The organism is Pseudomonas sp. TE12234 (genome assembly GCF_054061835.1).
This window is the reverse complement of the sequence record NZ_JBSSEP010000017.1, coordinates 91,088-104,692: the sequence shown is the minus strand read 5'-3', so window position 1 is coordinate 104,692 and position 13,605 is coordinate 91,088. Positions and strand designations below refer to the sequence as shown.

Genomic DNA, 13,605 nt, shown 5'->3' with positions numbered 1-13,605 from the left:
TGAGACGAGGCATCGCGATCAGCCCGGCAGTCGTGCGCTGACAAGGCACAGGCTGCGGTGCTGGCGAAGCTGAATGAGGGTGTGAGAGGTTTTCATGTCTTCAACCCTAACCGCGGGGGGAAAGGATGGCAAGCAGTCGAAAAAAATTGAGAGGAATACTCGTGACAATGTATTTATCGAGATTTTATTGCTTTGATTGACTACGAATGTTCAGTTGCTTGCGCAGGGTTTGAGTGGTGCGCAATCGAAGCTTTCAGCATGGGCGGCCGGTGGCGCAGCTATGCTTTAAGCCTCGACTGGCAAGCAGGAGTCGGCGATGAACGAGTCCGATTGGAAGCTTTATTGTGTGCTGCGTCCGATGGCCCGCGAGCGGATGTGCGTGCGGATCATGGCGGATGTCGAAAAGACCGTGCTGGATAAAAGCCTCTCACCTTACGAGCGGATGGAGGCCAGCGAGGAGCTGCTCAAGGCTGGTCAAAAAGAGCTGTATTGGGCCTTTGGGGTTTTCAGTTTTTCACGTCATGAAGCCCGCTCGCACTTGCTCGGGCTGTGTGCCCGGGAGTTGATTACGGCTCAAGAGTTAAGCGGCTTTTCGCAGGAGACGCAGGAGTGGGTCAAACACTGCCTGGCGGATCGGGAGGTGCATGGGATTGAGGATCTGGACGCGGAGTAAGTTGTTTTTCAGTGATCAAGGTTGAGCCTGTGATGCTGCCTTTGCGGGCAAGCCCGCTCCTACAATGGATCGGTGTTAACACGAATCATGTGGGAGTGGGCTTGCCCGCGAAGAGGCCGCTCGCCTCACTGCGAATTCAGGGCTGAAACGCCCCGATGAAAATCGCCGGGTCCACCCGCGCATCGTTCAGGCTGATGTTCCAGTGCATATGTGGCCCGGTCGCCCGCCCGGTCGAACCGACCTTGCCGACCACGTCACCGCGAGCCAATGGTTGACCGACCTTCACATCGATTTTCGACATGTGGCAGAACATGCTGATGAAGCCTTGGCCATGGTCGACAAACACCGTGTTGCCGTTGAAGAAATAATTGCCGATCAGAATCACTTTGCCAGCGGCCGGAGTTTTGATCGGGGTACCGGCCGGCACCGCGAAGTCCAGGCCAGCGTGGGGATTGCGTTCTTCACCATTGAAGAACCGGCGCACCCCGAACTTGCTCGACAGCGGCCCGTTGACAGGCTTGTCCAATAGCAGGTTGCTGGGCGTATTCGGGCTGAACGTGCGGTAGGCGGTGATCTGCTCAGCCAGCTCGCGTTCGATGCGCTTGAGATTCTCCGGGTCCGGATTGACCTGCTGCGTGTTCTTCAAGGTGATGCGTTGTTCAGGGTATTTTTTCTGGCCCACCGTGAAGCTCAGCGTACGGCCACCGCTGTTGATGGACTGAGCGCCCGGCTTGGTCGTCAGTGGTACGCCGACGATGGCCAGCCAATTGTTCTGTTCCTTGACCACCAGCACCGGTTTGCCCTGATAGCTGGCTTTCGGTGCTTGCGCGGAAGTGCCGAGGTCCACCACCGCGACGCCACCCGGCACCGGTTTGTTCAACAGGCGGGTGATGTAGCTGTCGGCGTGGGCGTTGAAGGTCAGGCACAGCAACAGCAGCGAAGCTAAAAGGCGCGGCATGGGTCAATCCAGTAATGAAAGGGTGACAGGCGTCAGGTGGTTGTCTTCGACCCGTACTTGCAGTTCGCCTTCGCCCAATCTGGCTTTCAGACGCTGTCCGTTTTGGGTTTGAGCGGCGTTGCGAATCGCGTTGCCGCGCTCATCGAGCAAAATGCTGTAGCCGCGACCGAGCGTCGCCAGGGGACTGACCACATGCAGGGTCTGCATTTGACTTTGCAACTGCAGGCGACGGTTTTTCAGGCCCTCGCGCATGGCACGAGGCAGGCGCTCGGCGAGGCTGTCGAGACGCTGGCGCAACATCGCCAGTTGCCGACCTGGATGTTGCGCGGCCAGGCGGGTTTCCAGGCGAATCAACCGTTCACGGCGCGTGTTGAGACTGCGTTCGAAGGCGCGGCGCATGCGCATGTCCAGATCATCCAGGCGTTGCGCTTGCTGGCGCAGGCGTTCGCCGGGGTGACGCAAGCGCCGGGAAATACCTTCGAGGCGCAGGCGGTCGCGCATCAAACGGTCGCGCATGCGCATCACCAGCCGTCGGTGCAGGCTTTCGACCCGACGGACCAGGTCGCTGGAATCCGGCGCGAGCAATTCAGCAGCGGCGGATGGCGTCGGGGCGCGCACGTCGGCGACGAAGTCACTGATGGACACGTCGGTTTCATGGCCGACGGCACTGACGATCGGCGTTATGCAGGCATCCACCGCGCGGGCCACGGCTTCTTCGTTGAAGCACCAGAGGTCTTCCAGCGAGCCGCCGCCACGGGCCAGGATCAAGGCGTCGAAGCCGCGGGCATCGGCCAGTTTCAGCGCGCGGACAATCTGCGCAGTGGCTTCGCGGCCCTGAACGGCTGTGGGGATCAGTGTCAGTTGTACCTGCGGTGCGCGACGGCGGAACACGCTGATGATGTCGCGGATCACCGCGCCGGTGGGGGAGCTGATGATGCCGATCCGCTGTGGATGGGCCGGCAGCGGTACCTTGCGTTCGGCACTGAACAGGCCTTCGGCGCTGAGCTTTTCCTTCAGCGCGTCGAAGGCCAGCCGCAACGCGCCGTCGCCGGCCGGTTCCACGGTGTCGAGGATCAGTTGGTAATCACCACGCCCCTCAAACAGCGAAACCTTGCCGCGTACCTTCACCGCCAGGCCGTCCTTCAACGCTTGTCGTACCCGCGCCGCGTTCTGCCGGAACAGCGCGCAGCGCACCTGGGCGCCGCTGTCCTTGAGCGTGAAATACACGTGGCCGGACGCCGGACGGGCGAGGTTGGAAATTTCGCCTTCGACCCAGATGTTGCTGAACACGTCTTCGAGCAGCACCCGCGCGCGGCCGTTGAGCTGGCTGACGGTCAGGACTTCACGGTCCAGGCCGAGTCTTGCAAAGGGATCTTTAATCATGGGGCGCAGTTTAAAGGCATTCGGTGATCAATCTCCATGCGCGCGAACAATTCCCTTGTTGATGCCTTTGTGAGCGTGAGCTGGCTCGCGATCGCGGTCCGGCTGGCAATATCGTCGATGAATTTTAAGACGCCATCGCGAGCAAGCTCGCTCCCACAAGGTTAAAGTCGTCAGCGGAAATCAAGGAAGATCGGGGGAATGAATGTGCTTGAGTTGTTGAACCAATGGCCTTTCGGAGTCATGGAATGGCTGCTGATCGGGGTCGGGATCGCCCTGGCCTATATCGTATTCGGCATCGCCGGGTTCGGCACCGCGCTGGTGGCCGGGCCGATTCTGATTGTGTTCATGCCACTGTCGAAAATCGTGCCCTTGCTGGTGCTGCTGGATTTTGTCGCGGCATTCGGCAATCTGTTGCCTTCGCGGCGTGATGTGGCGAAACCGGAGTTATTGCGTTTGCTGCCGTGCATGGCGGTCGGTTGCACGTTGGGTGTGATTTTTTTGCTGAACCTGAAATCCGATCTGTTACTGCTGTTGATGGGGCTGTTTATCAGCGCCTATGCGATCTACAGCCTGTGGGTCAAAGCCCGTCCGACGCAATTGTCTGCCGTGTGGGCGCTGCCGATGGGAACGGTGGGCGGGATGTTCGGTGCGTTGTTCGGCAGTGGCGGTTTTTTGTATGCGATTTATCTGAACAGTCGACTGCCCAAGGACGAGGCGCGGGCGACGCAGAGCGCGCTGATCAGTTGCAGCACCGTGGTGCGGTTGAGTCTCTTCATTGTGGCGGGCGTGTACGCCGAGCTGCCCTTGTTGGTACTGGCGCTGTGCTTGTTACCGGCGATGGCGCTGGGGCTGTGGATCGGTCGACGGCTGACGATGCGTCTGTCTCGCGAGGCCTTCGTGCGGCTGGTGACCTGGTTGGTGCTGGCGAGCGGGGTCGCGCTGATCGGGCGCTACCTCAGCACCTGACCCCAGCCACCAGATTGTCTACTCACCAGGATCAATCGTTGTACTGGCTCAGCAACCGCTCCATCCGCGCATTCAAGCGGCGCTTGATTTCGGTTTCGATGTGCGGCGCGAAGTCGTCGATTACGTCCTGCATGATCAATTGCGCGGCAGCGCGCAGTTCGTTGTCGAGGTAGAGCAGGGCGTCGGCGCCCTTGCGGGTGGTCGGCGCCGGTTCGGCGGCTGGCGCCGGGGCTTTCGGTTCGATGATCGGCGCGGGGGCGCTGACGGCATCGAACAGCATTGGAATCTGTTCCTGTTCACCTTCATCGACCGTGTCGGTCAGCAGCGGTGGTTGCAGGTTGTCATCGCCGAGCAGTTGGCGGATCGACTCAAGGTCATCCAGCAGGTGCACGGACTTTTGCAGCGGTTTTGGAGTGTCCATCGGAATGCTCAGAGTCGCTGTAAACGGTGATCTTGCAGAGGATAGCCCTGTTCGCGGTAGAAACGGAAACTCTCGCGCGCGGCCTGGCGAATCACCGGGTCTTCCACCACCACTTCTGCCACGCGGGCAAAACGCTGGGCAAAGGCCGGCACTTTCAGGTCAAGATTGACCAGTAAATCCTGGTGCTGGCCGCAGTCGTCGCCAAGACCCAGGACAATCAGGCTGTCGGGTTCGCTTTCGGCAGGGCCGTGGGGCACAAAACTTTCGCCCTTGAACGCCCATAAGCGTGCATCGAGATCCTCGCGCTGGGAGGCGTCGCTGCAATGCAGGTAAATGCGGTGCCCCATGCGCCAGGCTTTTTCGGTGAGCTTGCAGGCAAAATCCAGGCGTGCCGAAGGGTCGGCGCTGGGCAGGATGTAGAAGTCTACTTTGGTCATTGCGGTTCCTGAGCCTTGAGCGGCACCGCCCGAAAGCGGCGCCGCCCAGGTTCATCGGTTTCAGGCTTTGGCGCGGTCCAGCAGGTATTGGGTCAGCAGGGGAACCGGACGGCCAGTGGCGCCCTTGTCCTTGCCGCCGCTGGTCCAGGCGGTGCCGGCGATGTCCAGGTGAGCCCAGTTCAGGTTCTTGGTGAAGCGCGACAGGAAGCAGGCTGCGGTGATGGTGCCGGCTTTCGGGCCGCCGATGTTGGCGATGTCGGCGAACGGGCTATCGAGTTGCTCCTGGTACTCATCGAACAGCGGCAGTTGCCAGGCGCGGTCGTCGGCTGCCTTGCCGGCGCTGAGCAGTTGGCCGATCAGTTCATCGTTGTTGCCCAGCAGGCCCGAGGTGTGGGAGCCCAGGGCAACCACGCAGGCACCGGTCAGGGTGGCGATATCGATGACGGCTTGCGGCTTGAAGCGCTCGGAGTAGGTCAGGGCGTCGCACAGCACCAGACGGCCTTCGGCGTCAGTGTTGAGGATTTCCACGGTCTGGCCGCTCATGGTGGTGACGATGTCGCCCGGGCGCGAAGCGTTGCCGCTCGGCATGTTCTCGGCGCAAGCCAGGATGCACACCAGGTTGATCGGCAATTTCAGCTCGAGCACCGCACGCAGGGTGCCGAACACGCTGGCAGAGCCGCCCATGTCATATTTCATTTCGTCCATGCCGGCGCCTGGCTTGAGGCTGATACCGCCGGTGTCGAAGGTGATGCCTTTGCCGACCAGGGCGTAGGGCTTCTCGGATTTCTTGCCGCCGTTGTACTGCATGACGATCAGGCGCGGCGGTTGGGCGCTGCCCTGGCCAACGGCATAGAACGAGCCCATGCCCAGTGCCTTGATCTTCTTCTCGTCGAAGACTTCGACTTTCAGGTCCTTGAACTCTTTGCCGAGGTTTTTCGCTTGCTCACCGAGGAACGTCGGGTGGCAGATGTTTGGCGGCAAGTTGCCCAAGTCACGAGTGAAGGCCATGCCGTTGGCAATGGCGGTGGCGTGGGTCACGGCGCGTTGCACTTCAGCCTGGGCGGCCTTGATGGTCAGCAGGGTGATTTTCTTCAGGGCGCGCGGTTCGGCTTTCTGGCTCTTGAACTGGTCGAACTGGTATTCACCGTCCACCAGGGTTTCGGCCAGCAGGCGGGTCTTGCCGTAGCTGTCGCGGCCCTTGACCACGATTTCGTCCAGGGCCAGGACCGCATCGCTGCCGCCCAGGCCTTTGAGGGTGTTGAGTACGCCGGCGATGATCTTGCGGAACGGGCGGTCGCCCAGTTCTTCATCTTTACCCACGCCCACCAGCAGCACGCGTTCGGCCTTCAGGTTTGGCAGGCTGTGCAGCAAGAGGCTTTGGCCAACCTTGCCGGCCAGGTCGCCACGCTTGAGAACGGCACTGATCGCACCACCGCTGAGTTCGTCGAGTTGCCTGGCGGCGGCACCGAGTTTACGGCCTTCACCGACGGCGACCACCAGCGTGGCGGTTTTCAACGTTTCCGGGTTAACGCTCTTTACAACCAGTTCCATGTCCGGGTCCCTGAATTGATGGTCAGCTTGCAAGCGCGCTCCACAATAGGTGTGCGCCGCTTGCCTGCATCTAAATAGAAAGGCGCCAGTAGCGACCGGCGACGAAGGCCGCAGTTTGAACCTCGCTACCGGGGCCTGACAACCCTCGGCCATACGATTGTAGGAGCGAGCTTGCTCGCGAAGAAACCGAGGCCTCCTTGGTGTTTCAGGCATCGCGCATAATAGATGTCGTACTTGGCGAGCAAGCACGCTCGTGCAGGTGCCTCACGCATTGCGCAGTGACAGGTGCACTCAATCACAGGATAATGCGCCATCTTTTTCGGCGGCTCTGCCTTGTGGGCTGCCTGATATGTCTGCTTGTTTGGCCGCCTTCGCCTGACAATCCTGGAGTGTCTGGTTTGATCGTCTTTCGTTACCTATCCCGCGAAGTCCTGTTGACCTTGAGCGCCGTCAGCGCCGTGCTGCTGGTCATCATCATGAGCGGACGCTTCATCAAATACCTTGCCCAGGCGGCTTCGGGCCTTCTGGATCCGGGTTCACTGTTCCTGATCATGGGCTTTCGTCTACCGGGATTCCTGCAACTGATCCTGCCATTGGGGCTGTTCCTGGGGATCCTGCTGGCGTATGGCCGGCTGTATCTGGAAAGTGAGATGACCGTGCTTTCGGCTACCGGCATGAGCCAGCAGCGCCTGTTGGTCATGACCCTTTTTCCGGCCACGCTGGTGGCAGTGGTCGTGGCCTGGCTGAGCCTGAGCCTGGCACCGCAAGGGGCCAATCAGTTTCAGTTGCTGCTGAACAAACAGGATGCCCTGACCGAGTTCGATACCCTGGAGCCGGGCCGTTTCCAGGCGTTGCGCGACGAAACCCGGGTGACTTACACCGAGCAGCTGTCGAATGATCGTATCAACCTGGGCGGCGTATTCATCTCGCAAAAAAACGCCTCATCCGACGGGAAAGATCGCGGGATTTCGGTCCTGGTGGCTGAAAAGGGCCGTCAGGAGATCAAACCTGATGGCAATCGCTACCTGATCCTCGACAATGGCTACCGTTACGACGGTAATCCGGGGCAGGCCGACTATCGGGCGATCAAATACGACGAGTACGGTGTATTGCTGGCTAAACCGGATGTCAGCGACGAAGTCACCGACCGTGATGCGCTGAGCACCAGTTCCCTGATCAACAGCGATGACCTGCGCCTGCGCGCCGAGCTCGAATGGCGCCTGTCCTTGCCATTGCTGGTCTTCATCGTGACTCTGATGGCGGTGCCGCTGTCGCGAGTCAACCCGCGCCAGGGGCGCTTCCTCAAACTGTTGCCGGCGATTCTTCTTTATATGGCTTACCTGACCCTGCTGATTGCCGCGCGCGGCGCTCTGGACAAGGGCAAGACCCCGGTGGCGTTGGGCCTGTGGTGGGTGCATGCCATCTTCCTGGTCATCGGCCTGGGCCTGCTTTACTGGGAGCCCCTGCGCTTGAAGATGGCGAGCCGCCGCAGCGCGCTGGAGGTGGCCCGTGGTTAAGCTCGATCGCTACATCGGTAGCAGCGTGCTCATTGCGATCCTGGCGGTACTGGGGATCATCCTGGGCCTGGCAACGTTGTTTGCGTTCATCGACGAAATGGGCGAGATCAGCGATACCTACACCCTGTCCGATGTCACCAGTTATGTGCTGCTGACCGCACCGCGCCGCCTTTACGACATGTTGCCGATGGCGGCGCTGATCGGTTGCCTGATCGGCCTCGGCAGCCTGGCCAGCAACAGCGAGTTGACCATCATGCGCGCCGCCGGCGTGTCGATCGGACGAATCGTCTGGGCGGTCATGAAGCCCATGCTGGTGCTGATGATTGCCGGTGTGCTGATTGGCGAGTATGTCGCCCCCGCCAGCGAAAACATCGCACAGGCCAATCGTTCCCTGGCCCAGGGCAGTGGTGACGCGCAAAGTGCCAAGCACGGCATGTGGCACCGTCAGGGCGATGAGTTCATCCACATCAACTCCGTTCAGCCCAACGGCATTCTGTACGGTGTGACCCGTTATCGCTTTGATGCCGAGCGGCACATGTTGTCGGCCAGCTTCGCCAAGCGCGCGGACTTCGACAAGGAGCACTGGCAGTTGACCGATGTCACCACCACGCTGTTCCACGAGAAGAGTTCTGAAGTGGTGAATGCTCCCCAGGAGCGCTGGGACGTGGCATTGAGTCCTCAATTGCTCAATACCGTGGTGATGACACCTGAGGCGCTGTCGATCAGCGGTCTGTGGGGGTATATCCACTACCTGGCGGAGCAGGGCTTGAACAATGGTCGTTACTGGCTGGCATTTTGGGTCAAGGTGTTGCAGCCGCTGGTCACGGCCGCACTGGTGCTGATGGCGATTTCCTTCATTTTCGGCCCGTTGCGCTCGGTGACCCTCGGTCAGCGGGTATTTACCGGGGTTCTGGTGGGCTTCACCTTCCGCATTGCTCAGGACCTGCTGGGCCCTTCGAGCCTGGTGTTCGGTTTCTCACCGTTGTTTGCAGTGCTGGTACCGGCCAGTATCTGCGCCCTGGCCGGGCTGTTGTTGTTGCGTCGCGCCGGTTGAGGGCGGGACATTCCCGGCTTCACTGGTCATAAAAAACGCCCCTGTCGCAAGACCGGGGCGTTTTTGTACAGGCCGTCTGACCTGCAAACGTGACGCTTGCGCCGTGGATCAGGTACAATTCCCGGCTATTTTTCGGCGGGCTATGCCTGCAGCCTTTTTGAGTGTTGATCCGTGAGTGATTTGAGTCATATCCGCAATTTCTCCATCATCGCCCACATTGACCATGGCAAGTCGACGCTGGCCGACCGTTTCATCCAGATGTGTGGCGGCCTGGCCGAGCGCGAAATGGAAGCCCAGGTCCTCGACTCCATGGACCTTGAGCGTGAACGCGGCATCACCATCAAGGCGCATAGCGTTACCCTGTATTACAAAGCCCGTGATGGCATCACCTATCAGCTGAACTTCATTGACACCCCCGGCCACGTTGACTTCACCTACGAAGTCAGCCGCTCGCTGGCGGCCTGTGAAGGCGCGCTGCTGGTGGTCGATGCCGGTCAGGGTGTTGAGGCACAGTCGGTTGCCAACTGCTACACGGCGATCGAGCAAGGCCTGGAAGTGATGCCGGTGTTGAACAAGATCGACCTGCCACAGGCCGATCCGGACCGCGTCAAAGAAGAAATCGAAAAAATCATCGGCATCGATGCCACCGACGCGGTCACGTGCAGCGCCAAGACCGGTCTGGGCGTCGATGAAGTGCTTGAGCGCCTGGTGACCACCATTCCGGCGCCAACCGGCAACATCGAAGATCCGCTGCAAGCGTTGATCATCGACTCCTGGTTCGACAACTACCTGGGCGTTGTGTCCCTGGTGCGCGTTCGCCATGGCCGCGTGAAGAAGGGCGACAAGATTCTGGTCAAGTCCACCGGCAAGATCCACCTGGTGGACAGTGTCGGTGTATTCAATCCTAAACACACCGCGACCGTTGACCTGAAAGCCGGTGAAGTGGGCTTCATCATCGCTGGCATCAAGGACATTCACGGTGCGCCAGTGGGCGACACCCTGACCCTGAGCTCGACGCCGGATGTCGACGTGCTGCCAGGCTTCAAACGTATTCAGCCACAGGTGTACGCCGGTCTGTTTCCGGTCAGCTCCGACGACTTCGAAGACTTCCGTGAGGCGCTGCAAAAGCTCACCCTGAACGACTCGTCGTTGCAATACACGCCGGAAAGCTCCGATGCTCTGGGCTTCGGCTTCCGTTGCGGTTTCCTCGGCATGTTGCACATGGAAATCATCCAGGAGCGCCTGGAGCGCGAGTACGACCTGGACCTGATCACCACGGCGCCAACGGTAATTTTCGAGCTGCTGCTCAAGACCGGTGAAACGATTTACGTCGATAACCCGTCGAAACTGCCGGACCTGTCGTCGATCGAAGACATGCGCGAGCCGATCGTGCGGGCCAATATTCTTGTGCCGCAGGAGCACCTGGGCAACGTCATTACCCTGTGCATCGAGAAGCGCGGCATTCAGCACGACATGCTGTTCCTCGGTAGCCAGGTCCAGGTGACCTATGATTTGCCGATGAACGAAGTGGTCCTGGATTTCTTCGATCGTCTGAAGTCCACCAGCCGCGGCTATGCTTCGCTGGATTACCATTTCGATCGTTACCAATCGGCTAATCTGGTGAAACTGGATGTGCTGATCAACGGCGACAAGGTCGATGCCCTGGCGCTGATCGTGCACAAGGACAATGCGCACTACAAAGGTCGCCAGTTGACCGAGAAGATGAAAGACCTGATTCCGCGGCAGATGTTCGACGTGGCAATCCAGGCCGCCATTGGCGGTCAGATTGTGGCGCGGACAACCGTCAAGGCACTCAGAAAGAACGTATTGGCCAAATGCTACGGCGGTGACGTTAGCCGTAAGAAAAAACTGCTGGAAAAGCAAAAGGCCGGTAAAAAACGCATGAAGCAGGTCGGTAACGTGGAAATTCCACAAGAAGCCTTCCTTGCAGTGCTCAGGTTGGATAGTTAGGTCCTATGTCACTAAATTTCCCGCTGTTGCTGGTCATCGCCGTATTCGTTTGCGGCTTGTTGGCGTTGCTCGATCTGCTGTTCCTGGCGCCGCGTCGGCGTGCCGCCATTGCCTCCTATCAGGGCAGCGTAAGCCAGCCTGATGTGATGGTGGTCGAGAAACTGAACAAAGAGCCGCTGCTGGTCGAATACGGCAAGTCGTTCTTCCCGGTGTTGTTCATCGTGCTGGTGCTGCGTTCGTTCCTGGTGGAACCGTTCCAGATTCCTTCCGGCTCGATGAAACCGACCCTGGACGTCGGCGACTTCATCCTGGTGAGCAAGTTTTCCTACGGGATCCGCTTGCCGGTCATCGACAAGAAAGTCATCGAAGTCGGCGAGCCACAGCGTGGTGATGTGATGGTGTTCCGCTATCCAAGCGATCCGAACGTCAACTACATCAAGCGTGTCGTCGGTCTGCCGGGTGATCAGGTTCGTTACACCGCCGACAAGCATCTGTTCGTCAACGGTCAGTCGATTGCCGAGCAACTGGTCGGCTCCGAGCCGGGTACCCTGGGCAGCGCCGAACTCTACAAGGAAAAACTCGGCGCCGCCGAGCACCTGATCCGCAAGGAAATGAGTCGTTACCGCGCAACGCCGGACCGTACATGGACCGTGCCTGCCGGGCACTACTTCATGATGGGCGACAACCGCGACAATTCGAACGACAGTCGCTACTGGGATGATCCGAACATTCCCAAGGATCTGCTGGGCATGGTTCCCGACAAGAATATCGTCGGCAAGGCCTTTGCAGTCTGGATGAGCTGGCCGGAACCGAAACTCAGTCACCTGCCGAATTTCTCGCGGGTTGGCCTGATCAAGTAATCAAACACGGCGCTGTTGAACACAGCGCCGAATGCATTTCTGGAGTCGACACAATCGACACCGGCTGCATGAAAACAACGATATTCAGGACGTTATTTTTGAACACAGCGTTAATTGTCCCAAGCCTGCGTCGAATCCCGGCGATGGCGGTGGAATCCAACCACGAACTCAGCGTGGGTAAACCGTGAGCGTCTCCTTAAGCCGTCTCGAGCGTCAGCTCGGCTACACCTTCAAGGATCAGGAGCTGATGGTCCTGGCCCTGACTCACCGAAGCTTTGCCGGGCGCAACAACGAACGCCTGGAGTTCCTCGGTGATGCCATTCTCAACTTCGTGGCCGGCGAGGCGCTGTTCGATCGCTTCCCGCTGGCCCGCGAAGGCCAGTTGTCGCGTTTGCGTGCCCGTCTGGTGAAAGGTGAGACCCTGGCCGTACTGGCCCGTGGTTTCGATCTGGGCGAATACCTGCGCCTGGGCTCCGGCGAGTTGAAGAGCGGCGGTTTCCGTCGCGAGTCGATCCTGGCCGATGCCCTGGAAGCGCTGATTGGTGCGATCTACCTCGACGCTGGCATGGAAGTGGCGCGCGAGCGCGTGCTGGCCTGGCTGGCCGGTGAGTTCGAAGGCCTGACGCTGGTCGACACCAACAAAGATCCAAAAACCCGCCTGCAGGAATTTCTGCAGTCCCGTGGTTGCGAGCTGCCGCGTTACGAAGTGGTGGATATCCAGGGTGAACCGCATTGCCGGACGTTCTTCGTCGAATGCGAAATCACCTTACTGAATGAAAAAAGCCGAGGTCAGGGTGTGAGTCGTCGTATTGCCGAACAGGTAGCGGCCGCCGCAGCACTGATTGCCCTGGGTGTGGAGAATGGCAATGACTGATACAACTGCAACGCGCTGTGGCTATGTTGCCATCGTCGGCCGTCCGAACGTGGGCAAGTCCACGTTGCTGAACCACATCCTCGGTCAGAAGCTGGCGATCACTTCGCGCAAGCCGCAAACCACCCGCCACAACATGCTCGGTATCAAGACCGAAGGCAATGTGCAGGCGATCTACGTCGATACCCCTGGCATGCACAAGGGGGGCGAGAAAGCCCTGAACCGTTACATGAACAAAACCGCGTCGGCGGCGTTGAAAGACGTCGACGTGGTGATCTTCGTGGTTGACCGCACCAAGTGGACCGAAGAAGACCAGATGGTCCTCGAGCGCGTGCAATACGTGACCGGCCCGCTGATCGTCGCGCTGAACAAGACCGACCGCATCGAAGACAAGGCTGAGCTGATGCCGCACCTGTCCTGGTTGCAGGAACAGTTGCCGAACGCACAGATCATCCCGATCTCGGCCCAGCACGGGCACAACCTCGATGCGCTGGAGCGGGTGATTGCCGATCATCTGCCGGAAAACGATCACTTCTTCCCGGAAGACCAGATCACCGACCGCAGCAGCCGCTTCCTTGCCGCTGAGCTGGTGCGTGAAAAAATCATGCGTCAGATGGGCGCTGAGCTGCCGTACCAGATCACCGTCGAAATCGAAGAGTTCAAGCAGCAGGGCAAAACCCTGCACATTCACGCGTTGATCCTCGTTGAACGAGACGGCCAGAAAAAAATCATCATTGGCGACAAGGGCGAGCGCATCAAGCGTATCGGCACCGAGGCGCGCAAGGACATGGAACTGCTCTTCGACTCCAAGATCATGCTCAACCTTTGGGTCAAGGTGAAAGGCGGCTGGTCCGACGACGAGCGTGCCCTGCGTTCGCTGGGTTACGGCGACCTGTAAACAGGTTTGCGCTACACCGTATAACCCTGTGGGAGCGGGCTTGCC

13 protein-coding genes are annotated in these 13,605 nt (G+C 59.6%); 8 read left to right on the top strand and 5 right to left on the bottom strand.

Annotated features, from left to right (window positions below; genetic code table 11):
* The first annotated feature begins 316 nt into the window (after nucleotides 1-316).
* Nucleotides 317-673 (top strand): hypothetical protein, encoded by a 357-nt coding sequence (locus ACVWYU_RS23295; protein WP_090316533.1) that lies wholly within the window; start codon nucleotides 317-319, stop codon nucleotides 671-673.
* A 136-nt stretch (nucleotides 674-809) separates the two neighbouring features.
* Here ACVWYU_RS23295 and ACVWYU_RS23290 read toward each other — a convergent pair whose 3' ends face one another.
* Together ACVWYU_RS23290 and xseA are read right to left on the bottom strand one after the other, a co-directional pair.
* The gene (locus ACVWYU_RS23290; protein WP_247255919.1) at nucleotides 810-1,631 is read right to left on the bottom strand and encodes a M23 family metallopeptidase; all 822 of its coding nucleotides are present in this window, start codon (nucleotides 1,629-1,631) and stop codon (nucleotides 810-812) included.
* Nucleotides 1,632-1,634: 3 nt separating this feature from the next.
* Nucleotides 1,635-3,014, bottom strand: a complete 1,380-nt coding sequence (gene xseA, locus ACVWYU_RS23285) for an exodeoxyribonuclease VII large subunit (RefSeq protein ID WP_390958898.1) — start codon at nucleotides 3,012-3,014, stop codon at nucleotides 1,635-1,637.
* A gap of 198 nt (nucleotides 3,015-3,212) precedes the next feature.
* Here xseA and ACVWYU_RS23280 point away from each other — a divergent pair, with 198 nt between their 5' ends.
* Nucleotides 3,213-3,980, top strand: coding sequence for a sulfite exporter TauE/SafE family protein (locus ACVWYU_RS23280; protein ID WP_248914422.1), 768 nt, complete (start codon nucleotides 3,213-3,215; stop codon nucleotides 3,978-3,980).
* A gap of 31 nt (nucleotides 3,981-4,011) precedes the next feature.
* Here the strand turns inward: ACVWYU_RS23280 and ACVWYU_RS23275 are convergent, their stop codons facing one another.
* Genes ACVWYU_RS23275 through ACVWYU_RS23265 form a run of 3 tightly spaced genes read right to left on the bottom strand, consistent with a single transcriptional unit; the run spans nucleotide 4,012 to nucleotide 6,389 of the window.
* Nucleotides 4,012-4,401, bottom strand: a complete 390-nt coding sequence (locus ACVWYU_RS23275; protein WP_457373767.1) for a DNA polymerase III subunit chi — start codon at nucleotides 4,399-4,401, stop codon at nucleotides 4,012-4,014.
* Between the two features lie 8 nt (nucleotides 4,402-4,409).
* The gene (locus ACVWYU_RS23270) at nucleotides 4,410-4,838 is read right to left on the bottom strand and encodes a DNA polymerase III subunit chi (RefSeq protein ID WP_090316547.1); all 429 of its coding nucleotides are present in this window, start codon (nucleotides 4,836-4,838) and stop codon (nucleotides 4,410-4,412) included.
* Nucleotides 4,839-4,898: 60 nt separating this feature from the next.
* Nucleotides 4,899-6,389: a leucyl aminopeptidase gene (locus ACVWYU_RS23265; protein WP_247255915.1), complete on the bottom strand. Its 1,491-nt coding sequence runs from the start codon at nucleotides 6,387-6,389 to the stop codon at nucleotides 4,899-4,901.
* Between the two features lie 398 nt (nucleotides 6,390-6,787).
* Between ACVWYU_RS23265 and lptF the strand changes: the two genes are divergently transcribed.
* The 6 genes from lptF to era all read left to right on the top strand — a co-directional run bounded on the left by lptF (nucleotide 6,788) and on the right by era (nucleotide 13,560).
* Nucleotides 6,788-7,906, top strand: a complete 1,119-nt coding sequence (lptF, locus tag ACVWYU_RS23260; RefSeq protein WP_390958901.1) for an LPS export ABC transporter permease LptF — start codon at nucleotides 6,788-6,790, stop codon at nucleotides 7,904-7,906.
* Nucleotides 7,899-8,960 carry an LPS export ABC transporter permease LptG gene (lptG, locus tag ACVWYU_RS23255; protein ID WP_390958903.1) on the top strand — a complete coding sequence of 354 codons (1,062 nt, stop codon included), beginning with the start codon at nucleotides 7,899-7,901 and terminating at the stop codon, nucleotides 8,958-8,960. Before lptF ends, lptG begins: the two co-directional genes overlap by 8 nt.
* A gap of 171 nt (nucleotides 8,961-9,131) precedes the next feature.
* On the top strand, nucleotides 9,132-10,931 hold the full coding sequence (lepA, locus tag ACVWYU_RS23250) for a translation elongation factor 4 (protein ID WP_090316563.1): 1,800 nt from the start codon (nucleotides 9,132-9,134) through the stop codon (nucleotides 10,929-10,931).
* Nucleotides 10,932-10,936: 5 nt separating this feature from the next.
* Entirely contained in the window at nucleotides 10,937-11,791 is an 855-nt protein-coding gene (lepB, locus tag ACVWYU_RS23245) for a signal peptidase I (RefSeq protein ID WP_090316568.1), read from the top strand.
* 184 nt (nucleotides 11,792-11,975) lie between these two features.
* On the top strand, nucleotides 11,976-12,665 hold the full coding sequence (gene rnc / locus ACVWYU_RS23240; protein WP_008056598.1) for a ribonuclease III: 690 nt from the start codon (nucleotides 11,976-11,978) through the stop codon (nucleotides 12,663-12,665).
* On the top strand, nucleotides 12,658-13,560 hold the full coding sequence (era, locus tag ACVWYU_RS23235) for a GTPase Era (protein WP_390958906.1): 903 nt from the start codon (nucleotides 12,658-12,660) through the stop codon (nucleotides 13,558-13,560). Before rnc ends, era begins: the two co-directional genes overlap by 8 nt.
* The last annotated feature ends 45 nt before the right edge of the window (nucleotides 13,561-13,605 follow it).

Bases quoted from the DNA above. Each gene is read 5' to 3' on its own strand.
- ACVWYU_RS23295 (WP_090316533.1), top strand. From the start codon at position 317: ATGAACGAGTCCGATTGGAAGCTTTATTGTGTGCTGCGTCCGATGGCC.
- ACVWYU_RS23290 (WP_247255919.1), bottom strand. From the start codon at position 1,631: ATGCCGCGCCTTTTAGCTTCGCTGCTGTTGCTGTGCCTGACCTTCAAC.
- xseA (WP_390958898.1), bottom strand. From the start codon at position 3,014: ATGATTAAAGATCCCTTTGCAAGACTCGGCCTGGACCGTGAAGTCCTG.
- ACVWYU_RS23280 (WP_248914422.1), top strand. From the start codon at position 3,213: ATGAATGTGCTTGAGTTGTTGAACCAATGGCCTTTCGGAGTCATGGAA.
- ACVWYU_RS23275 (WP_457373767.1), bottom strand. From the start codon at position 4,401: ATGGACACTCCAAAACCGCTGCAAAAGTCCGTGCACCTGCTGGATGAC.
- ACVWYU_RS23270 (WP_090316547.1), bottom strand. From the start codon at position 4,838: ATGACCAAAGTAGACTTCTACATCCTGCCCAGCGCCGACCCTTCGGCA.
- ACVWYU_RS23265 (WP_247255915.1), bottom strand. From the start codon at position 6,389: ATGGAACTGGTTGTAAAGAGCGTTAACCCGGAAACGTTGAAAACCGCC.
- lepB (WP_090316568.1), top strand. From the start codon at position 10,937: ATGTCACTAAATTTCCCGCTGTTGCTGGTCATCGCCGTATTCGTTTGC.
- era (WP_390958906.1), top strand. From the start codon at position 12,658: ATGACTGATACAACTGCAACGCGCTGTGGCTATGTTGCCATCGTCGGC.